At 43.1% G+C, this 21,598-nt stretch carries 18 protein-coding genes, 1 rRNA gene and 2 pseudogenes; 15 read left to right on the forward strand and 6 right to left on the reverse strand.

The window, feature by feature from the left end:
• The first annotated feature begins 76 nt into the window (after positions 1-76).
• Positions 77-193, forward strand: a 5S ribosomal RNA gene (gene rrf, locus NST44_RS20825).
• 225 nt (positions 194-418) lie between these two features.
• Here rrf and NST44_RS20830 read toward each other — a convergent pair.
• The 3 genes and pseudogenes from NST44_RS20830 to NST44_RS20840 form a co-directional block, all read right to left on the reverse strand.
• Entirely contained in the window at positions 419-598 is a 180-nt protein-coding gene (locus NST44_RS20830) for a hypothetical protein (protein WP_007131491.1), read from the reverse strand.
• 5 nt (positions 599-603) lie between these two features.
• Positions 604-720, reverse strand: a pseudogene (locus tag NST44_RS20835) (AraC family transcriptional regulator); the annotation flags it as partial.
• 105 nt (positions 721-825) lie between these two features.
• Positions 826-1,119 (reverse strand): DivIVA domain-containing protein, encoded by a 294-nt coding sequence (locus tag NST44_RS20840; RefSeq protein WP_007131490.1) that lies wholly within the window; start codon positions 1,117-1,119, stop codon positions 826-828.
• A 221-nt stretch (positions 1,120-1,340) separates the two neighbouring features.
• Between NST44_RS20840 and NST44_RS20845 the strand changes: the two genes are divergently transcribed.
• The 11 genes and pseudogenes from NST44_RS20845 (at position 1,341) to NST44_RS20895 (ending at position 13,003) form a co-directional block, all read left to right on the forward strand.
• On the forward strand, positions 1,341-1,919 hold the full coding sequence (locus tag NST44_RS20845; RefSeq protein WP_007131489.1) for a hypothetical protein: 579 nt from the start codon (positions 1,341-1,343) through the stop codon (positions 1,917-1,919).
• 786 nt (positions 1,920-2,705) lie between these two features.
• On the forward strand, positions 2,706-3,461 hold the full coding sequence (locus NST44_RS20850; RefSeq protein WP_007131487.1) for an alpha/beta hydrolase: 756 nt from the start codon (positions 2,706-2,708) through the stop codon (positions 3,459-3,461).
• A gap of 415 nt (positions 3,462-3,876) precedes the next feature.
• The gene (locus tag NST44_RS20855; protein ID WP_007131486.1) at positions 3,877-4,419 is read left to right on the forward strand and encodes an RNA polymerase sigma factor; all 543 of its coding nucleotides are present in this window, start codon (positions 3,877-3,879) and stop codon (positions 4,417-4,419) included.
• 61 nt (positions 4,420-4,480) lie between these two features.
• A complete protein-coding gene (locus NST44_RS20860) occupies positions 4,481-5,482 on the forward strand; it encodes a DUF4179 domain-containing protein (RefSeq protein WP_040739693.1) in 1,002 nt (333 codons plus the stop codon).
• A 200-nt stretch (positions 5,483-5,682) separates the two neighbouring features.
• Positions 5,683-5,787 (forward strand): annotated as a pseudogene (locus NST44_RS20865) (TetR/AcrR family transcriptional regulator); the annotation flags it as partial.
• Positions 5,788-6,445: 658 nt separating this feature from the next.
• A complete protein-coding gene (locus NST44_RS20870; protein WP_007131484.1) occupies positions 6,446-7,192 on the forward strand; it encodes an amidohydrolase family protein in 747 nt (248 codons plus the stop codon).
• Positions 7,193-7,324: 132 nt separating this feature from the next.
• Complete coding sequence (locus NST44_RS20875; RefSeq protein ID WP_083832651.1) at positions 7,325-8,206, forward strand: metallophosphoesterase family protein; 882 nt, start codon at positions 7,325-7,327, stop codon at positions 8,204-8,206.
• Complete coding sequence (locus NST44_RS20880) at positions 8,151-8,738, forward strand: chloramphenicol phosphotransferase CPT family protein (RefSeq protein WP_040739586.1); 588 nt, start codon at positions 8,151-8,153, stop codon at positions 8,736-8,738. Before NST44_RS20875 ends, NST44_RS20880 begins: the two co-directional genes overlap by 56 nt.
• Positions 8,739-9,898: 1,160 nt before the next feature.
• On the forward strand, positions 9,899-10,573 hold the full coding sequence (locus NST44_RS20885; RefSeq protein ID WP_340900518.1) for a response regulator transcription factor: 675 nt from the start codon (positions 9,899-9,901) through the stop codon (positions 10,571-10,573).
• Positions 10,574-10,576: 3 nt separating this feature from the next.
• A complete protein-coding gene (locus NST44_RS20890; protein WP_007131480.1) occupies positions 10,577-12,316 on the forward strand; it encodes a sensor histidine kinase in 1,740 nt (579 codons plus the stop codon).
• A gap of 3 nt (positions 12,317-12,319) precedes the next feature.
• On the forward strand, positions 12,320-13,003 hold the full coding sequence (locus tag NST44_RS20895; RefSeq protein WP_007131479.1) for a hypothetical protein: 684 nt from the start codon (positions 12,320-12,322) through the stop codon (positions 13,001-13,003).
• A 280-nt stretch (positions 13,004-13,283) separates the two neighbouring features.
• On the opposite strand, the gene NST44_RS20900 is transcribed toward NST44_RS20895, so the two are convergent.
• Both NST44_RS20900 and NST44_RS20905 read right to left on the reverse strand, forming a co-directional pair.
• The gene (locus NST44_RS20900) at positions 13,284-14,786 is read right to left on the reverse strand and encodes a response regulator (protein WP_340900519.1); all 1,503 of its coding nucleotides are present in this window, start codon (positions 14,784-14,786) and stop codon (positions 13,284-13,286) included.
• Positions 14,779-16,506 carry a cache domain-containing sensor histidine kinase gene (locus NST44_RS20905; RefSeq protein WP_007131477.1) on the reverse strand — a complete coding sequence of 576 codons (1,728 nt, stop codon included), beginning with the start codon at positions 16,504-16,506 and terminating at the stop codon, positions 14,779-14,781. Before NST44_RS20905 ends, NST44_RS20900 begins: the two co-directional genes overlap by 8 nt.
• 269 nt (positions 16,507-16,775) lie before the next feature.
• On the opposite strand from NST44_RS20905, the gene NST44_RS20910 reads away from it, so the two are divergent.
• The 3 genes from NST44_RS20910 to NST44_RS20920 all read left to right on the forward strand — a co-directional run bounded on the left by NST44_RS20910 (position 16,776) and on the right by NST44_RS20920 (position 19,927).
• Positions 16,776-18,089 (forward strand): ABC transporter substrate-binding protein, encoded by a 1,314-nt coding sequence (locus NST44_RS20910; RefSeq protein WP_007131476.1) that lies wholly within the window; start codon positions 16,776-16,778, stop codon positions 18,087-18,089.
• Between the two features lie 88 nt (positions 18,090-18,177).
• Complete coding sequence (locus NST44_RS20915; RefSeq protein ID WP_100085266.1) at positions 18,178-19,074, forward strand: carbohydrate ABC transporter permease; 897 nt, start codon at positions 18,178-18,180, stop codon at positions 19,072-19,074.
• 19 nt (positions 19,075-19,093) lie between these two features.
• Positions 19,094-19,927: a carbohydrate ABC transporter permease gene (locus NST44_RS20920; RefSeq protein ID WP_007131474.1), complete on the forward strand. Its 834-nt coding sequence runs from the start codon at positions 19,094-19,096 to the stop codon at positions 19,925-19,927.
• A gap of 600 nt (positions 19,928-20,527) precedes the next feature.
• Here NST44_RS20920 and NST44_RS20925 read toward each other — a convergent pair.
• On the reverse strand, positions 20,528-21,595 hold the full coding sequence (locus NST44_RS20925; RefSeq protein ID WP_007131473.1) for a hemolysin family protein: 1,068 nt from the start codon (positions 21,593-21,595) through the stop codon (positions 20,528-20,530).
• Between the last annotated feature and the right edge of the window lie 3 nt (positions 21,596-21,598).

Here is a 21,598-nt window from a genome sequence, read left to right on the forward strand (position 1 = left end):
GAAGCTGCATGCCTTTTCTAAGGCTTGATATTTTGCTGATGAGCAATCATGAAGCAAAGGCAGCGCAAAAATCATGTTTGGTGGCGATGGCGGAAGGGTTCCACGCGTTCCCATACCGAACACGACCGTTAAGCCTTCCAGCGCCGATGGTACTTGGACCGAAGGGTCCCGGGAGAGTAGGACGCCGCCAAGCACACGTAAGACACTATCCATTAAGTTGATAGTGTCTATTTTTTGTTATATAGAGTTTATCGATGCAGACAGAGTTACGCAGTATTTGGATGGTCCTGACATCGTATTGTCTTCATTTCTCAATTGCAAAAAAGCGATTGCCTTATGCAGGAAGACAACTTAATGCTTTTTGACATGGTATAAACAAGTAGTACAATATTATGTTTGTTTATTTATAAATGTAAGCTTATACGCTAACCGAAACAATGGCGCCAACTTTCTGTAAAATTAGTAGTCCGCTTTCAATTCGTTCAATGAAGTATTTCTTTTCTTCTAAGACAATAACATCATTTTCATAAAGCTTAACTTCACTTTTGAAGTAGATAAAGTTATCTGATCCTGGTATGGCTCCTTTATAGTAATTCACGGTGTTCAACTCCTTAATCCGCTTCTGAATTCCCTAAAACCTTTAGGTGTTTTTCCTTGGACCTTTTTTAAGGATTGTATGAAGTGATTCACATGATTGAAGCCCACCTTGCGAGCGATCTCGAGCGCCGACTAACATTTGCTGGCAGATTGCTGCTAGAGAGCACACAAAAGGGGCCTCATAAGGCCTCTTTTGTGTCAATACCCTCGTCTGGACAGGAACCTCCCTTAATCTTTCGGTCTGCCGAAACAATGAATCTCTAGTTCGCGAAGTCGTTGATGGAGGCCTGCAGGAACGCTTGAAGGAGTCGCATGATTTAACAACATAACTACATATTCCTGAAGCTCCTTTATTATTTTGTTATATGTTTCATAGTCTTTAATGATCCTATCCAAATAATCGTTAACTTGGTCCTGGTCATACCCACGAAGCCTGTGGTCAAACTCGTGCATATGTATTTCGAGAGGGGTGAGTTCTATTCCCTGTTCAGTTGGTTTCCTTAATAAACGTTCTTTTTCCATTCTCTTCACCGTCCTTAATGGTTACTACGATTCATTATAGCGGGATGTTTCAAAAGGTTTAACATTGAAAATTCAAAACTGGACCATTAAATTGTATATTTCTCTTTAGATTGTTTCTCTTATCGGGCAGGAAAACTCCAGGATGTGGTAATATTTATATTGCAATATACTTTGTAAATGGCAACCCTAATTTTAAGAAGCGGCCGGTTTGAGGTGAACGAATGAATTTTAGACGTGAATGTGGACAAATAATACACGATACGACGGATTATTTATCCTATAAGGGATATTTAATATCGGATCAAGATCAGTTTGATCTCCTGGACGAGATTGACGATGCTATTGAGAAATCGGGACCGTCATCAACAGATAAAGAAGAGGCTGCAATGAGAATCCGATCATTAATAGGCACACTTTTTAAAACGGTTTATCAATGTTCCAATTGCGGTAATTTCTTCATTGATAATAATCATCCTAGGCTAGAAATGTTCAGAGGAGTTAACCCAGTAAATAGAAATTTATTGATGTCGGCTCTCGGGGACAAGTGGAAGGGTTTTATATTTGCGGAGTGGAAAGATAAAATTCCCGATTGGCAAACGTCCAATGGAATCCTGTATAACGAAACAAATGCAAGCTCTCTAACCGTGCGATTAGACGGAAATGGAAAATACAGTGCTTGGGAAACCTTGGAGCAGGATTATTATAAGTTATTTAATGAACTGAAGAATAAGAATGCCATAAGGTACAGCCATTTAAAAAAGAACAATACAGTCATTCATTCATGGAGCTTAAAAAAATAACTTCTATGGAGGAATCCTTAAGAAAACCGGGGTTGTTCTTCCACCAAAAAATGTCCCATATAAGGGGAACGGAGTTTCTTTTTGATTGGATTCTCAATAGCCGGGGGACAAGAACAAAGTCTGATTACCGATTAGATTAGATAAGCTTTTAGCTGCATTTCACTGCTACCTTAAGCTGAATTATTTTTGAAAATCGGAACTTTCACAAATTTATTTTCGTATAAAACTACATGAAAGCTACACATAAGTTGAGTAAAAAGGAATCACCAAAGGAGATCAAATTATGCTTACTAATAAAAAAAGCGAAAAAGGAATCGAAGAAAAATTTGATAATACTGAAAAAGTAATGACGATCGGCGAAATTTTTTACTGGATTACCAGGTCAGTAGCCAAATTACTAAATTAGATGGATATCCTTGTTCACTTATTTGCACTGTAGGTAACGTGGTTTTATTAAAATTATGAAAATAGTATCCGTTTCGTAAGGTAGCTGACCAGTATGGGTCGGCTATCTTTATTTTAATGGCAAGGAGAGGTCAGGCGTCAGACGGATAAGAACAAAACCCTTCAGAGATCCGAGCATAAGGAGGGTTTAACGTTTATAGGACCAAGACTTATCCTTTTATAGGACAAGATCTTGATCCTATTGCCAACTGAATCCTTATTCATCATCATAGCCTCCGGGAATAACTTATGACAATTTATCCATATCAACAAATTAAACTTGTAATTATACTTACCGGTAAATATAATTTAATTTATTTCAAGTGAAGGGAAGTGTCAACCATGAAGAAGAAAAACAAATGGATTAGAAGGCTGGTATGGGGATGCTCATTGTTCGTGATTGTTGCAATTGGCTTATTCATATACCTGAAATTGATAACCTACAGTCCTTCCAGTCAAGCGGAGCTCGCTTTTCAGAGCGATAATTTGGTCAAAGTAACAGAGGTAAAAGACGGTTACAAATTTGAGGCTGGTATGGGGAAGGTAATCGAACCTAATATTATTTTTTACCCTGGAGGTCTGGTAGAACCGAAAAGCTATTCCCCCTTTGCGAGGGAACTCGCAAAACTGGGACATCGCGTATACATTGCAGACATGCCGCTGAATCTAGCCATTTTTGGTCAAAATAAAGCCAACTCCTTTCTTGAAGAACACCCCGATGAATCATACGTTATTGGGGGACATTCTTTAGGAGGTTCATTTGCAGCCAGATATGCTTCTGAACACAGTAAGGAGCTTGAGGGAATATTTTTCTTGGCTTCTTACGCTGATGATACGGGTTCAATAAAAGATTCAGATCTGTCTGTATTGCAAATAACAGGGACATCAGATGGAGTACTCAACAGAGAAGCTTGGGAAAGGGCTAGAACCAACCTACCTGCAGACACTTTGTATGTCAGTATCGAGGGAGGGAACCATGGACAATTTGGATCATATGGAAAGCAAAAAGGGGATCATGATCCAGCCATTGATGAGGAAGAGCAATTAGAAAAGGTTGTTCTTGCTATAGAGGATTGGATCACCGAAATGAACAAATAGCCGAAAGTCACTCCGGATTTTTCCCGAGTGACTTTTTTTGATGAGAAAAAAATATTTTTGATAATATTTCATTAACGGTTGCTCACTTATATTGGCTATCTGTTGAAGAGCTGGGTTTCCTTTACTTCTTACATACATATCGTGGAGTTACTAACTGTCGCCGCATCCGGGCTGGGAAATGCGTAACCCGGATGCCGCACAAGTTCGCGAGCAAAACAGGAAATGGGGTGTGGGAGGAGCCAAATCAGATATTCATCGCTCCAGCTAAGCCGTTATCGGGTTCCGGTAACGGTTTTTTGTGAATTTTTATTGGACTTCATGTAGGGTTTCCGGAATTAATGGTGTCTTATATAGTAGCACCGGATTTATGGGCTTAGTTCAACTAAAAGAGATGGTTATAAAGGGGGGAGGATCCATGGAGGATCGGACATTGTTGTACGGTATTGCTCGGAAAGATCCGAAATGTTTTGAAACATTGGTTGACCGATATTCACGCTACATAGCCGCGGTGGTTGCTAAGGTGGCTGGTGGACGGTTTAATTCCTACGATGTGGAGGAAATCACCGGGGACGTGCTGGTCAAGCTGTGGACAGACGGGCCCAAAATCATGCTGCGTGGAGATAGCCTCAAGCCTTACCTGGCCATAGCCGCGCGTAATCATACTTTGAATGTTTTGCGAAAAAGGCAGCGGGTCATAGAATCGGAACTGGAAGATGATGCGGTTTCTTGTCCTTCTGCAGAGGCACTGGCTATTCTGCGACAGGAGAAGGAAGCGATTAGCGGCATGGTCCAGGATATGGGGGAACCGGATCGTGAAATCTTTATCCGCAGATACTTCTATTTGGAGAAAGTCCGGGATATTGCAAGCAGGCTGAATATGCAGGAGAAAGCCGTCACTGCCCGGATCCGCCGGGCGAAGGATAAACTGCGCATCCATTATGAAACCGAGAATCCGTAGGATTTTTATAAGGAGCGTGTCTATAGGAGTGAAGCTTCAAATGAATAGCGAAAGGGGATGGATGCAAGTGAAGCGACGAATTGTAGATATCTTGGCCAATATCGACAATCAGGAACTGGAGAAACTCTTTCTTACGGAGGAAGAGGAACGCGAGTTGACGCAGCATATCAGTTTGGAACGCATCAAGAATCGAGCGATGAACCGTATTCTAGAGGAGGAAACGATGATGTTTAAAAACAGGAAGGTAAAAAAATATAAAGCCAGTATCGTTATCGCTGCCGCGATGATTATGATACTTAGCACGACCGCTTTTGCGAGTCAGTACATGGATAGCTTGAAGCAGTTCTTCGGCCAATCCGCATCCATTGCGGAAGACGAACGGTCACCTATACAAGGGACAGATACCGCCTCCGGGGTAACCATGAATGTGGAAGAAGGGATTTATGTCGGCAACAGCGGTTATTTGGTGGTCAGCTTCATGAAAGAGGATGGCATGCCATTCCCAGAGGGTGCTTCGATACCTGCACTTGAACTGAATATGGAACATGATGTGAATTATATGGTGGGGCAGCAGCTTGTTGACGATGACAAAAAGCTTATCGGCGTATTTGAAATGGATGCGATGAATGACCTCGACGGGCTAAAGGCACGGATCACAGCCGATCGAATCACGTCAGCGGCCATCACCCAAGCCGTTGAAGGCCCTTGGGATGTACAATTCACCATTTCTCCCGGGAAGCAAAGAGAGCAGGGTCTAAATCTGACGATTGATGAGGGCGAGGAGGCAATGTCTCTCAGTACTATTAGTGTTTCTTCCATCGGGTTAGCTATCGAAGGCAAGCGTACCGACGGTGAGTTAGATAAACTGCCGGAATATACGCCGGAGGTTAAGGTTATTGCCGCTGACGGATCAGAACTGATGCTGCATGTCAGCTCGACAAGTACCACAAAGAACGGATTTCAATGGCTGTATAATCTCGACAGCAAGAATAACCTCGTTTTTCTAGGGGATGTAGACATCAAGAGCATCAGCATTGACGGCAACGTGACGGAGTTGAAGTAAATATAGATATAAAGTGGCAGGGGCAACGATCAAAGGGCAGAAGCGTCGACTTCTGCCCTTTATGCATGAGGACCAGACAATACCACTTATTCGTGGTTGATTTTCTTCATATCTGCATGACAAATGGACCAGTAATGCTCTAAAGACTTCTCTCCAATAAGATTCCAACTTGTTTGGCCATAACTTCCGGGGGATAAGGCAGTTCTTTTAGAAGTTGGCTTCAAAGCTATGTAATGGGAGGATTCAAAGGTGAGATTGATCGGGAAAGCGGCAGAAATGTGGATTTAAGTGAAGATGTTGCGTTGTAATACCGGTTTTGGTTGTACGGGTTCATGGTCCGTCTTGTCCAAGATGCCGAGAAGCTGACCGAAGAAGAACAGGAGCAATATGAGCAGGCGACTTCCAAGCTGGCTCCGTACTACGAGAAGATTACCGGTACCGCCAACAAGTAAGACTTGAGGAAGTGTAATATGACATGAGTAAGCCACCTGGTCCTTTCCAAGTGGCTTATTTACATGCTGTATTTAGAATTGACTGAGCTTGTAGGTTGTATTCATAAGACATCCTTAATTATAGGTTAGAATTGAATATCCTAGATAATGGATTCTTAAAGAAATACTTACTTAATGAATACTCATTGGATTTATGCTTTTAATTTCAGCCTCAGCTGTAGGACAAGAATGAGTCCGATTACCGGTTAAATGAAAATCTAAGCAATTCCAATGCTATTTCATTAAGCTAAAGGGTTGGAATAGCTTAATGAAGAGGATCCATATAAAATGTGACTCTAAAGAAAAACATGCGACAAACTCATATAATTCTATCAATGTTGGGTGCTTTTTATCTTAGTGTTTTTCAGTTAGAATATAGATGAAGCATTAGTGAAACTTAATTTCATTAGATGAAACACATGTGTACCTTTTTCTAATGCTTACATCTGGCGATAGGAGAGGAGAAAAATTCATGCGAACCATTTTTGATACACACCTACACATCATAGACCCACGTTTTCCATTAATAGAGAATCAAGGATTCTTACCTGAGCCCTTTACCTGCAAAGACTATTTAGATAAAGTTCAGGAACTAAATGTAATGGGAGGTGCTATTATATCGGGTTCATTTCAAGGATTCGATCAAAACTATCTCATTAATTCGTTACAAAAACTCGGTGAGAATTTTGTTGGTGTAACTCAATTGCCACATGATACGTCAGATGAAGAAATAATCAGGCTGCATGGCTACGGTGTAAGAGCCATTCGTTTTAATGTCAAGCGAGGAGGTTCGGAAGACATCTCCCGTTTAGACTACTTCGCCAGGAGAGTTCATGAGTTAGTAGGATGGCACGCTGAATTATATATTGATTCTACTTCTTTACCTGAAATTGCAACAACTTTGGAAAAACTCCCTGCAGTATCGGTAGATCATTTGGGTTTATCAAGAGAGGGGTTTAATAACCTTCTATCTTTAGTCGATAAGGGAGTTAGAGTAAAAGCAACCGGCTTTGGTAGGGTTGATCTTGATGTAACAGAGGCTATCCGTACAATTTATTCAATTAACCCAGATGCCTTAATGTTTGGAACCGATTTACCTTCAACGAGAGCAAAGAGACCTTATGATCATTCTGATATTGAATTGATTTACAACACTCTTGATAATGATCAAGTTGAAAAGGTCTTGTATAAGAATGCGATTAAATGGTATATGAAATAACTATATTGAGCGAAGCGTATTGAGGAGCTTTAGGATATTACTAGCAGGAGATGGCGAATTTTAGCCGTTTGTCCTTAGCCTGTTCAACGAAGACTCGTCGATATAAACCTGATGGCAATGGCATAGTATATTATGAAAGATTCAACTGAGACAGGAGGGTTCTGTATCAGATCATTGATAATTAGTGATGTTCATGGTTGTCTCGATGAATTCAACTTGTTGCTAAGCAAAGTTAATTATAGGCCTCAACATGATGAGTTGATTTTATTGGGAGACTACGTTGATCGAGGGATAAAGAGCAGAGAGGTCGTGCAGCGAGTCAAGGAATTGCATGAAGAGTTTGGGGTGGTTGTACTAAAGGGAAACCATGATGATATGATGGTAAGCGCCCTGATCAACAATGATGAGAGCCTTAATGCTCATTGGTTAAATAATGGAGGGTATCAGACGATAGAGAGTTATTGTGGTTTTGACTTCTTGGAGGAGCAATTTGATTGGAATACATATATAAAAGCCAAGGAATTTATTCGTAATCACTTCCAACCGCACATTGATTTTCTTAATGATCTGCCATTGTACCATGAAACAGATACTCATATCTTCGTACATGCCGGAATCAACCCATTCTATGAGGATTGGAAAAAACAGCCCGATGACGATTTTTTGTGGATCAGAGACATATTCATTAACAATCTCACAGGTACAGATAAGATCGTCGTTTTTGGCCATACGCCATGCGTTTATTTGCACTCATCTGCAGATATTTGGTTTAGTCCTCTTGAGGATAAGATAGGTGTTGACGGAGCATGTGCCTACGGTAAGCAGCTTAACTGCCTGGAGATAAATCATGGTGAGTACTTTCTACATTCTGTTAAAAAAGGTGAAAGCCCTCCCAATTTGGCAAGAGATAAGACGATATGTGAACGCTACGCCAATCCTATACGTGAGGGTGATTCGTTTGAAGCAAGGGATTATTGTGTTAATGAACGGAACTTCAAGTTCAGGAAAGACTAGTATTTCTATAGAACTGATGAATCAAACAGAGATTCCATTTCATTATTTATCAATAGATCATTTTATTAAAGAATTCAACACCAAATTTTTAGATGTTGTTGAACCTACAAGAGAAGTAGATCAGCAAAGGATCGGACAAATCATTTTTGATCCCTTACTCTCCGTGTACTATTCGACAATAAAATTGTTTTCAGAAATTGGTGTGAATGTAATAGTAGATACCGTAATCGACAACGACAAGTGGTTGAATGAGTGTCTTGATCTGTTTTTCGATCAGCCTACGTTATTTGTAGGAGTAATATGCTCGAAAGAAGAACTCATTAGAAGAGAGCAAGCAAGAGGAGATAGAGTTATTGGACTAGCGGCTTCACAGTTCAACAAGGTATATAGCGTTGATGAGTACGACCTCAGAGTAAATACGGAAAAGATGAATCCAAAAGAATGTGCCGAAAAGATATTAAGTTATATGAAGTCCAATAAGGAATACTTGGCATTTAAGAATTTAAGTAAAAGAGATGTTAGTGTTTCATAAAAGGTGTATCCATCATCAAACCACCCCCCCTTCAAATTATTTGATAGGGGGGGTGACGAGGGACAAGAACTTGAGCCGATTCCCGATTAGATAAAGTCTCTACCTTTTCTTAAAATGCTCATTCATTGTTAGTGTTGAAAAGTTTAGATGCGTTAAAATATTTTCAATATGTCACCTATTTAATATAGTCTGAATCAAAACCTCCAGTGAGATCCCAGTCAATAACCCTAGTGCTTATATAACCTTTTCTCTTGAAATATACTTCTTTTGCGAACTCCTCGATTTATTAGTGAAGCTAATATAAATGGTAAGGAAGATGCAGATTAGAAGTATCGTATGGAACAGGATATGTGGTGTATTTGGCACAATACCATTCCTTAAAGGCAAAAAGGAATGCGTGTTTCCAAACATTTCGATGTATCTTGTACTTTTCTCCTCGGCACCGTATCCAAACAAATAAGGAATCCACCAATCAAGCAATGCTCCAGCAAATATAAAAGTGGGATGAATAAGTAAACCAAAACTTTACCCATAAAGGTTGTCTCTTGCCGACAAAAACCAATATCAGAGCTATCAATATTAAAATTTGCACAACTCCAATAATTGTGACGGTGACCAGTTCGCTCTTTGAACGATTCAATGAAATTGCCTGGACATTATTTAACGTGCCAAGTGGAACCCAATCCTGTACCACCATAAATATAAGGATCAAACCATACCCCAATAACAGTATCTTTTCTGAAACACGTATCTTCCTCAGCTTCTACGCATACCCTTCTATTCCGATTTTTTTAATATATGGATCTTGTGCCCTTTATAATATAAGCCATGAAAGAATATTTACTTAATACGGCTAAAGGCTGATTTGATCCCTAGACCTAAGAACGATACTAGTTGGAAAGCACAGAGATAGAGTATTCTTTTAAGAACTCACTCTCGGAGTGATGGATAGAACAACGGGATTGGATTAGAAAAACGAAAGAATTTGCGCAAAACTATGACGTGTACACACGTTATACACAAGTTTAATTTATATTTAGTTAATGAATGGGATCGCTAAAAGATAAAAGTGGTTCGTGCTTCTATTCTGCTATACTGATAAAACAATAGAGGTGGTGATTTCTATATGCCTTTGAAAACAGAAAGTGGAGCGTGCTGTAATGAAACGAAGCATTTTATTGATTGAAGACGATGTACTTATGAGGGAGTTTATTTCAGATTACTTTATTCAGGAAGAATGGGAAGTGCAAGAAGCGGAAAACGGTAGGATCGCTCTCGATAAGTTTAATGCTGCCCATTTCGACCTTATTATTCTTGACATTATGATGCCAGAAATGCATGGTTATACGGTATGCCGGAGTATTCGGGCAAAATCAGATATACCCATAATCATAATTACGGCAAGGTCTGATGATGAAGACCAGCTATTGGGTTTTGAACTTGGAGCAGATGAATATGTCATAAAGCCTTTGAGTCCTCGAGTATTGGTAGCCCGTGCTAAAGCACTATTAAAGAGGAAAGAAGGAACTGTAGGTCGTAAAAACGAGATGCTTGTGTATGGTGAACTACAAATTAATAGAAAGGCACACGTCGTAAATATATCAGGAGTGAATATAGATTTTTCTCCAAAAGAGTATGACTTGCTCCTTTTTCTAGTTCAAAATTACGGAAAAGTGTTATCAAGAGAATATATTTTAAACGCAGTTTGGGGATATGATTATTTAGGTGATTTAAGAACCGTGGATACACACATTAAGAAGTTAAGAGCAAAGCTTGGTGAAACAGGACGGTATATAGTTACGGTAGTTCGTGCGGGTTATAAATTTGAGGTGTGAGGGATGAAAAAGCACAGTGTAGTTACCAAATTATTTGTAGCGACTTCACTTCTAATCCTGTTTATTTTTTCTTTGGTCATGTTCGCCCAAGGACAATTCTTCGAGCATTTTTATAGATCATCTAAAATTAATGCAATGGAGCATAACTCGAATCAGCTCTTGAAGGAGTTGGAAAAAGAGCCGAATGCAAAACTTCCCGCTAGAACAATCGGGGAGTTCATGAATCAAAATGATACTAGTATTTCAATATTGAACAGTAATTTTGAAATCATTCGTTTGAATCCTTATTTTATAAAACTGCAAACTAAAAATAAAATTGTAAAAATTGAGATCCCGTTAGATGGGATACAGGAAGGGGAGGTACCACAGAACTTAAGATTAGGCGATGTAATAGCTGTAGATGGAATCTTTATGGATGAAAACGATACGATCATGCAGCCTGTTTCCATCCGACCAAGGGGAAATTATCCAGAAGTTGGACTTGTGCGGGTTCAGGGTACGGTATCAGATCTGCTCATTCCTGAGAATCGTACTTATAACCCTTTATATCAAGACGCATTGGTAAAAGAAGCAGTCGAGGAATGGTTAGAAAACGTCGATTTATATCAACACCAACTAAAACAGGGTTCAGTAATCAGGGTGAATTGGAGCGATAAATGGAGCGGGGTCGATTATGTTTTCTTGCTTCACCCATTCTTAAACAGTGCTAACGAGAAACATTACTTATTTTCGATGACCTCCATGCAACCGGTGGGGGAAGCCGTCAATACCCTAAGAAAATATTTCATTTATGCAGCACCCATTATTATTTTCCTTGTAATGTTACTTTCATTAGTTTACTCGAGAATGCTTTCACGCCCTTTGATTATGTTAAACCGTGCAGCAGTACGTCTGGCTAAACTAGACTTTTCTTCACCGCCTGATGTTAGAACCAATGACGAATTCGGAGAACTATCTCGAAGCTTGAATATATTATCCCATAACTTAGATACGACAATAAAACAACTACAACACGCAAACATAATGCTGCAGGAGGACGTAGAAGAAAAAAAACGGGCTGAAGAGCTTCGTAAAGAACTCATTGCTAGTATTTCACATGAACTTAAGACTCCGCTTGGCATAGTGAAAGGTTTTGCGGAGGGGTTACAGGATGGAGTAGCAAAGGAGAAGAAAGAGCGATACCTGGCCTTAATTGTTAATGAGACGGACCGGATGAACGACTTGATTATGGATATGTTGGAATTATCTAAATTCGAAGTGAAAGCCGTCAAGCTGTCTCCAAGCTCCTTTGATCTATATAATCTAATACAGAGGGTAGTAGATTCTTTTTCACAACAAATGGAATCTAAAAAGCTTCAATTTTATACTAATAATCTGAACCAGAGAGGCTTATTTGTTGAGGCAGATTTAAGGCGAATTGAACAAGTTCTTCTGAATCTTATGAGCAATGCAATAAGGCATGCATTTGAAAACAGCGAGATTAAAATGAGCATAAAAAAAGGAATAGGAACTATTACCGTCATCATAGAGAATAACGGAAAGTCTATTCCTGAGGAGGATCTAGTACGTATTTGGGATCACTTTTACCGGGCGGAAAAATCTCGAGATCGGAAAACCGGCGGAACAGGTTTGGGCCTGGCGATCGTAAAGCATATTCTTGAACTGCACGGCAGCGATTATGGAGCAGTAAACACTAAACAAGGCGTGGCTTTTTACTTTACTTTAAACGAAGGCAGGAAATGAATAATGATTAACATTAAAAAGGTAACCGTTATTACAGGTGTGGTAATGATGCTGATTACTAGCGCTTGCGGTAATGAATCAACGAAGACATCAGATGGCAATGTGAATCAAAAGTCTGAAACGATTCAGGGGAATACGACAACTGATTCTAATCAAGAGCAGGAAGATAAGAAAGAAAGTATTAATAAAGAAGAATCCGGTGACATTGAAGAGAATCAAGGTAATAATGCGGAAAGCGGATCTTCTGATACTTCAGATGATAAAAAGATAGGTGGGAATTCTAAAGAAACCAATGATAAAAATGTAAGTGAAACTAAAACAATTCAATCTAATCAGTCTGATCAATCTAATCAAGATACCCAGGACAAAGAAATTTTAATTATTATTGACCAGACAGAAAAGCCAACAACAGGAAATAGCTTTGACTTTTTTGTAAATAAGGCTCCTGAAGGCTACAATTTGGTAGAAATGCAGTGGTTATCCGAACATTCTGTTGTAAAAAACACTATTCAAGAAGCGGTTGAACATGGTAGTAACGGAGAGGATGGCTTTTATATTAGTGGAAATGGACAGTATTCTGGATTTATCTATCCCGATAATCTAAAAGGAGAGAAAGGGAAAGTACTCTTTCTTTTCCGAGATGAACATGGTAATGAGTTAACTTGGGAGAAAGAAATCACACTGTAGTATTTATACAAAGAAAGCGCTCATTGGAAGCTTGTTAATAGTCGGCTTTATGTATGGGATTTGATCTATACAGGGCTGTCACTGTATTCTCATTCATGCAATTTAAGAAGCGATCAGAGATCACAGGAGTGATACTGGATCGCTTCTTATTTTTTATCGGTTAACCTTTCAGCTTCGGCAGAGACAGATAAGGAAAGTGAACCATTGTCTGGAAGGTCTTCTGAATTTTTTGATATAAGGATCGATAGGCAGATCTCCATTCAGGATTTGAGATCGCTTTTTACATTTCGGAATCCGCACTTTGGCTTGGCGGCCTTCCCGTAATTTTCTTGAATACCTTGGAGAAGTATTTGCTGTCCGAGTAGCCCAACTGATAGGCCAAATCCGTCAGTTTCACATCGGGATTGCGGCGGATCATCTCTTCGGCCCGCTCGACCCGCAGCTTGTTCACCAGTTGATTAAACGGCATTCCCGTTTCTTTTTTGATCAGCTGTCCAAGGTAGATGCTGTTGTGATGAAAGATCTTGCCCAGCATGTTCAAGGTCAAGGTCTGATTCAGATTATTCTCGATATACTGAACGACGTTCATCGCTTTGCTCCCCGAATCAGAGTCCGGTTCTGTCGTTGGGGTTAATGCATTCAGTATATGGGCCCTCGAGGAAAAGGCAAGCGAAGCCAGCAGCGCTGCATCCATCTGCTCCTGCATGCCGTAATACGCTGGATCATAGTCGGAATACCACTTGAACACGGTCTTAATGAAGGTATCTAGATGACCCGGTGTCGGAGCTGAGACCAGGCAATGATCGAGCTGCTCGGAAATATACGCAAGCGAGCCCTTGTAATCCTGCAGAGAGAGGTGCATGCTGATGATCCGCTGATCCTTGATTGTCAGAAAAGGGGTATGCACCGCAGTCGCTGGTGTGAATCGGCTCTGAAATAGCTGTCCATATAAACCGGCTATTGTTCCCATTAGCTCCCGCTGCATGCCGGATAGCGACTGAAACTGCATGCTGGCTGCATGCGTTGTCTGGATGCCATCTTCCCGAAGCTGCACCGAAACCAGGTCCGTAACCGAAGCAGCCTGCTCATATGGAGCTATGGCAGCGAGCAGGGTGCCGGACGGTAGGAATAGATGGCATGACCGTGCATGTTGATGAAGAAGAACATCCTCATACTCCAAAAGATCTTCCGTGGTGATCTCGGGTAAACCTCCATCCTCTTGAAGTGGTAACTGAAACAAGAGCCATTGGTAGGGCGACGGAAAAGAAAGCTCCGCGAGAACATCTCCGCACCGCTCACAGGTCTCCACGCCCCGAATGACGGCGGACAAACGATCGCTGGCGTTCCGTTTGGATTCGCGCAGCTCGTGGATACGGGCAGTACGGCTCATTTGGGAGACGTTTTCCTGTTCCTTTAAATGACCGATCGCTTTACGCAGACTGTTCAGCAGCTCCTGGTCCTGAATCGGCTTCAACAAATAACCTGCCACATCATGATCGATGGCTTTCTTAAGATATATGAAATCGTTGTACCCGGAGATGATGATGATTTGCAGTGGAAGCCCGTGGGAGCGCAGCCGCTCGATAAGCGCGATTCCGTCAAGGATGGGCATTCTGATATCCGTGATCATGATATGAGGTGCATGTCTCTCGATCAGATCCAGAACGTCGCTGCCGTCATGGCAAACACCGGAAAGCTCCAGACCAAGCTCATTCCATGGAATGCGGCTTTCCAGCGCTGTGCAAATAATGGGATTGTCATCTGCGATTATGACCTTATACATAAGCATCTTCCTTTCGGATTGGAACTAATAATACGACTCGTAGTCCCTGTGAAGGGGCGGACTGAAAATCCATGGCATAGGAATCCCCATAAAATAAAGCCAACCGGGAATGGACATGTCGTAGCCCGATTGAGGTACCGGGAGAAGACAGTGTTCTTTTCTCCACCTGCTTCAAGCTTTCTCTCAACCGGGATAGTTCATCGGAAGACATGCCCCTGCCGTTATCGCACACTTCGATGCGAACATATTCATCCTGAATGCTGCTTTCGATCCAGATCTTAGGAGTATGTCCCGGCTCCCTGCCGAATCCATGCTTGAAGCAGTTTTCGAGCAGGGGCTGAAGCACCATTTTGGGTATTAGCTGGTCCAGCGTATCCGGATCGATGTTCATGTCCACGTGGATGTCCGGATAAAAAGAGCTGATTTCGGCTATATACATATAATCCATTAGATGCCTGATTTCCTGCTCCAGCGTTACGATGTCCTGAGGCTGAAGGCTGTAAGTAAACAGGGCTCCAAGCTTTTGGCACATGATGCTGGCAGTTTTGGAGCCGTCGATGATGGCCTGGCTGGAGATTGTCTCAAGGGCATTATATAGGAAGTGAGGATTAATCTTTTGCTGCAGAGCATCCAGCTCAGCCTGCGTCTTCAGAAGATTCATTTCATAGTTTTCCTTAAGGAGGTCCTTGGTGCCGGTCACGAGAATATTGAAGGAATTTTTGAGGTCATGGAGCTCGATGATATTCCCTTGGTAGTTTGCGGCGACTTCTAAATTGCCTCTGGATACCTGTTTCATAGCCTTCATCAGTAAATAGATCGGGCGGGTAAACCGCTTCATGGAAACGAGCGAAATGATGAAAATAATAAACAAATACACAGCCATAATGGATAGGATTACAAGGATGATCGAACTGATTTGCTTGATAAACAGCTGCTCCGGCACGTAGCTCTCAATCGCAATCCCCGTAAATGTCGAAACCTGGCGGCTAAACAATTTATTGTCCCTTGAGGACGTCTGGCTCGAAGGGTCCATGTTGCTGAACAAGATCTGCCCGGAAGGATCTTGAATCCGGATCGGAATGGATGGATGAATCCGCTCGACCATATCCCTGAAATCAGGGTAGGTAATATCCATAATGACATAAGCAATCGGCTTTCTTGTCTGAATGTCGGGGATCGGTTTGATGATGGAGATGGCTTTTTCGGCTGAAAGATAGTAATCACGCTCATTGTTGAAGAAAATCCGGCTTATCTCAGGATTTCGTTCGAATATCTCATACCAAGCCGCATCCCTGGGGACAAAGTTATCGTTAATGTCTTCTTTCGTCGAGTTGACGGGCAAATGCCCTTTCTGGCCCACAACGCAAAACTGGAGCCCGTCCTGAAACATAGTCATGTTCTTTAACGTTGTCGACATGCTGCGGAACGCGTTGGTGGCCGCGCTGATATCATAATTGGGAACGGCGTAGTAGAGCGTGAGCGGCAGAACGACACTCTTATCGGTCGTAATGATGTTTTGTGTGTTTTCGATCGAACGGAAGAACGAATCCAGCTGATCGTTAATGAGGCCGATGGCTTCGTTATTGTATTTCATGATCTCGTTCCTGGAGTAGGCCGACAGCATGATGAGCAGGGGAACGGTGATCACAATGACGGAACAGACAATATATGCGACCGTTCTGCGGTATAAATAGTTGAAAAAATGCGTTTTTCCAGCCACAGCTTAACCTCCCGTTATCCAAAACACATAAGATTTTTCCACTTTATTGCTAAGATTCGTCGGTGTTCCAGCCGGCGGATATTGTATATCATGGACTCACCACATTCATGTAAGTGCTTACAACATTGGGTTTTCAGTCTAAAAGTAGACACGGTACCGTTAATCTACAGTAAAATCAGTTTTTAATCAACGCTTTATTAAAGCACTGTGCTGCAGAACAGGGCAAGGGATAAAGCATAGGCGAGATTTACGAATGGGAGGGTCTTCAAGTGTTCAAACATTTTAAACGACTGGCTTTACCGCTGGTAGCAGCTATGCTGCTGGGTGTAGTATCGGCGTGCTCCGGATCTTCAGGGAAGGAGGGAGCATCAGGCACGGATCAGACGGCTTCAGGTAAACGGGTAACGATTACGGCTTGGCATGGTGCATCCGGAGAAAGCGCGAAATTTTTAGACAATATCGTTAAAAAGTATAACGAGTCGCAGTCAAATGCCACGGTGAAGCTCGTGTTCGTGGATACGGACAATATGGTGACCAAGTTAACGGCAGCAGCTGCAGGCAAGGCTTTGCCGGAAGTCGGGATGCTGATGTGGCCGATGTGGCTGGGACCGCTGAAGGATGTCGTCAAACCTCTGGATGAATTTATCCAGGCCGAGCCGGACAAGTGGAACGAGGATGACTTCCTGAACGGTCTGATTGACGGTAACGTGAGATTTGACGGGGTGACCTACGGCATTCCGATTGAGACGAATAATCGTGCACTCTATTATAATAAGAAGCTGTTTAATGAAGCGGGCGTTACACCGCCGAAAACCTGGGATGAGCTGGTCGAAGCGGCACAGAAGCTGACGGACCCGGCTAAAAAGAGATGGGGAATGTCCCTGCCAACGACACAGGGCGGAGCGTTGGATGCCGCCTGGGCACCCTTTTTGTGGCAGGCCGGGGGCGAATATGTCAATGCAGAAGGTACGGAACTGCAGTTTAACGGAGAAGGCGGTAGAGCCGCAACCCAATTTTTCGCTGATCTGATCAACAAGCACAAAGTGGCCAGCCTGTCGCCGCCGCAAAACGGATTTCAATCCGGCATGATCGCGATGAGCATTACGGGACCATGGTCTATTCCAACCCTGAATGCCAACGAAAAGCTGGATTATGGCATTGCGCCGTTGCCTGAAGGAACAAAGGGCAAGGCGACGATTTTGGGCGGCACGAACAATTTTATTTTCAAAACAACTCCGGAAAAGGAAAAGGCGGCCTGGGATTTTCTAACCTGGTTGTCCACGCCGGAAAACACGGCTGAATTCGCGGTCGGTTACGGTTCGATTCCGATTCGCAAGAGCAGTTCGGATATCGCTGCTTGGAAGGAATTCGTCAAGGAGAATCCGGACATTCAGGTTCACATCGACGGGTACCAGTACGGCAGATATCAGCCTTTTAACGTGCTCACCCTTACGGAGATCACCGAGGTTATCACTTCGCATATCGAAGCTGCCATGCATAACAAAGAAACGGCCGAAGAGGCCATGCAAAAAGCGTACGAGGAAAGCAAACCGTTATTAAAAACATGGTCTTCATCTAAATAAGCTCGTGTAGGAGGGAGATGGGGTGAGAAAAGCGGCATCCGTCTCCTTCCCTCTATTCTTGATTAAGCGTGTGCGAGGTGGTGCAAACATGAAAAAGTTTAAACGTATATTCGGCAAGGATGCGGCAGTTGCATGGATGCTGATCGCGCCAAATGTTGTCTGGATCGCCGTATTTACGCTGTTCGCCATATTTTATTCGTTTTATTTGAGCTTTACAGAGGTTGATTTGTTCGCGAATCAATTCACGCTCGTGGGGCTGGACAATTACAAGCAATCCTTTGCGGATCCCGTATTCACGAAATCCATCGTCAATACAACCGTATTTACGATATTTACGGTAGCCTTCTCCATGAGCATTGCGATCGTGGTGGCCGTGCTGCTTAACAGCAAAATCAAAGGCCGAAAGCTGATGCGAGCGGCATTTTTTCTGCCATCCATTCTGCCAGTAATCGCCGTGGCACAGGTATGGATTTGGATTTATGAACCGAGCTACGGGCTTTTGAATTTTTTTCTGGAGAAAATCGGGGTCGGAAATCCCAATCATCCATTTCAATGGCTTGTCTCGCCGGATACGGCAATGCTGTCCGTCATCATTTTCTCAATATGGAAGTCGTTTGGCTATAACATGGTCATTTATCTGGCTGCGCTGCAGGGCGTTCCTAGATCCCTGTACGAAGCTGCGGAAATCGACGGTGCGAATGCCGTCCAGAAATTTTTCAGGATTACGATTCCAGGACTTCGACCAGCCACATTTTTTATCTTGATTACATCGATCAGCGGTTCCTTCCAGACCTTTGGCGAAATTTATGCCTTGACGAACGGCGGGCCGATGAACCAGACAAATATGATCGCTTACTATATCTACCAATATGCGTTTGAGTTTTTCAAAATTGGCAGGGCTTCAGCGGTGAGTGTTCTGCTATTTATTTTGCTGTTCGCTATCACAATCTGGCAGTGGAACTCGTATCAGAAGAAAGAGGATTGAGTTGTAGGAGGTTTAACGGATGAGAAGACCAACACACATGATCGGGATGCTTATGGTTTACGCGATCCTGCTTTTGACGGTCGTGACGACCCTGCTGCCATTAGTATGGATGATCACGACTTCAATCAAAACACCGGGAGAGGTATTCGTGTACCCACCCAAGTGGATTCCTACCGAATTTGCCTGGTCCAACTACACAACGGCTTGGGAAATGGCTCCCTGGAATAAGTACTTTTTTAATACCGCTTTATATACGGCGAGTACCGTGACAGGTGTTCTGATAACGTCGGTCGCAAGCGGATATGCCTTTTCCAAGCTGGAGTTCAAGGGGAGGAAAACTCTTTTCCTGGCTTACATCGGAACAATGATGGTACCTTCGCAGGTAACGATCATTCCCGTATTTATCATTTTGTCGCAAATGAACTGGGTGGATACGTATTCGGGCCTAATTATTCCTGGCCTTACGAGCGCCTTCGGCTGTTTCCTCATGCGCCAGTTCATTACGGGCATCCCGACGGAGCTGATCGAGTCGGGCTTAATTGAAGGCGGGGGGCATATGCGTATTCTGGCTTCGATCGTGACGCCGCTTTTGAAACCGGCCGTGGCGACCCTGGGGATTTTCACGTTTATGGGGACCTGGAACAATTTCTTCTGGCCACTAATCGTCACGAATAGCGATGAACTACGCACCGTACAGGTAGGACTCAGTTCCTTTCAGAACCAGTACGGAGACGGCGATTGGGGGGCGATGATGGCCGCTGCGACCATGGTCAGCGCTCCGGTGCTCATCCTTTTTCTTGTCGCCCAGAGGTACTTCATTGAAGGCATTGCGATGACGGGGATCAAGGGGTAGCTGCAACGGCAGGATACGGGAACGGATCCATCAGCTCGTCGAATGCAAGATAAGCAAATAAGGTAAGACGACAAGAACAAACACGCCTAGTAGCCGCATAGTTGCGGCTATTTTGTATTTGGTTGCGATAAAATCCGGAATTCTTCTAACCACAATCAGGACTGGAAGGATTTGAATTGGCGTTCGGATTTTTCATCCCCTACGAAATCGTAACAAGAATATGCTTTTGCACCTATGACGGCTTGGATGTTGTTCCAGCTGCAAGATGATGAGGAAGCAGGAGCGGTCTTCATTGGAGAGGCAGCGGAAATATTAAGTATTTCTAACTGGCAAAATATTGAAAAGAACAACTGATATTTATTGAGGAAAACAAGAAAGAGAAGAATTTGATGAAAAAGAGAGTAAGGACAGCAAGATTAAACACCAATAAAAAGGATGTTCTCCAATGAAAATGGGAAAATTGTGGAGTATGGGTGGGGTAGCCAGACGTTTCGATGCTTTACCATTACCAGTGCCCCATCCCTATGATAAAAATAACGTCAACCGCCCATAACGGGCTGATTGACGTTTAATATTGTTCATTACGCAGTAAGACTGGAATCAGCCCTGAAGAGCTGGCAGGCTGCGGCCTACCGATTCGTCACGAATGTCGCCGACGATTTCTTCCAAAATATCCTCCATCGTCACAAGTCCGACGATTTGGCCAGAAGCATCGGTCACGGCTGCCATATGAACCCGCGTCTGCTGCATTTTGAGCAGGACGTCCCGAATGGAGGCCGTGTCCGCGAAACGCGGCATGTCGTAGATGAACCGCTCCACGTCGGATTCCTTGCCGGCTGCAATGCTAGTGAGCATTTCCTTGGTATTGATAAATCCGACAAAGTGATCCGTCGAATGTTCATCCACGACCGGATAGCGGGTAAAATCATAGTTGTCCAGCAACTGGATCAGCTCGTTCAGCGGCATTCCCTTACGAACGGTCACGATCTGGTCGCGGGGGATCATAATTTCCCGCAGCAATCGCTCGTCGAAGGCAAAGATATTGTTTAAATAGGCCCGTTCCGTCTGATTGATTTCGCCGCTTTCGTAGCTTTGATCCACGATCCATTTCAGTTCTTCCTCGGAGTGAACCGATTCATGTCCAGCCGGCTTGACGCCAACCATGCGAAGGAGCAAGCGGGCCGCGCCGTTAAGAGCGTGAATAAACGGATTCATGACCTTTCCGAACCAATACAGAGGTCCGGCCAGCATTAGCGTCATTTTCTCCGCAAATTGGATGGCTAGCGTTTTTGGAGCCAGCTCGCCGATGACAACATGCAAAAACGTAATGATAGACAGGGCAATGATATAGGATAGTGCCGTTGCAACCGCCGCTGGCACATCGAATCGCTCGAAGAGGGGATGCAGCATGCGCTCCACGGTCGGTTCGCCTAGAGCACCAAGCACCAGGGCTGTGATCGTAATGCCAAGCTGGCAGGCAGACAAATAATAATCCAGGTCGCCCGCGACTTTCTTCGCAACCGTCGCTTTTTTGTTCCCTTCGGCAATCAGTTGATCCATTCTGGACATCCGCACTTTTAGAATGGCGAACTCGGCACCGACAAAGAATGCGGTCAGTCCGATGAACACGGCTACCAGAAACAGGTTTAATGCAATTATACCGTCCAATAA

The organism is Paenibacillus sp. FSL W8-0919 (assembly GCF_038003785.1).
GTDB classification, from domain to species: Bacteria; Bacillota; Bacilli; order Paenibacillales; family Paenibacillaceae; genus Paenibacillus_AQ; species Paenibacillus_AQ lactis.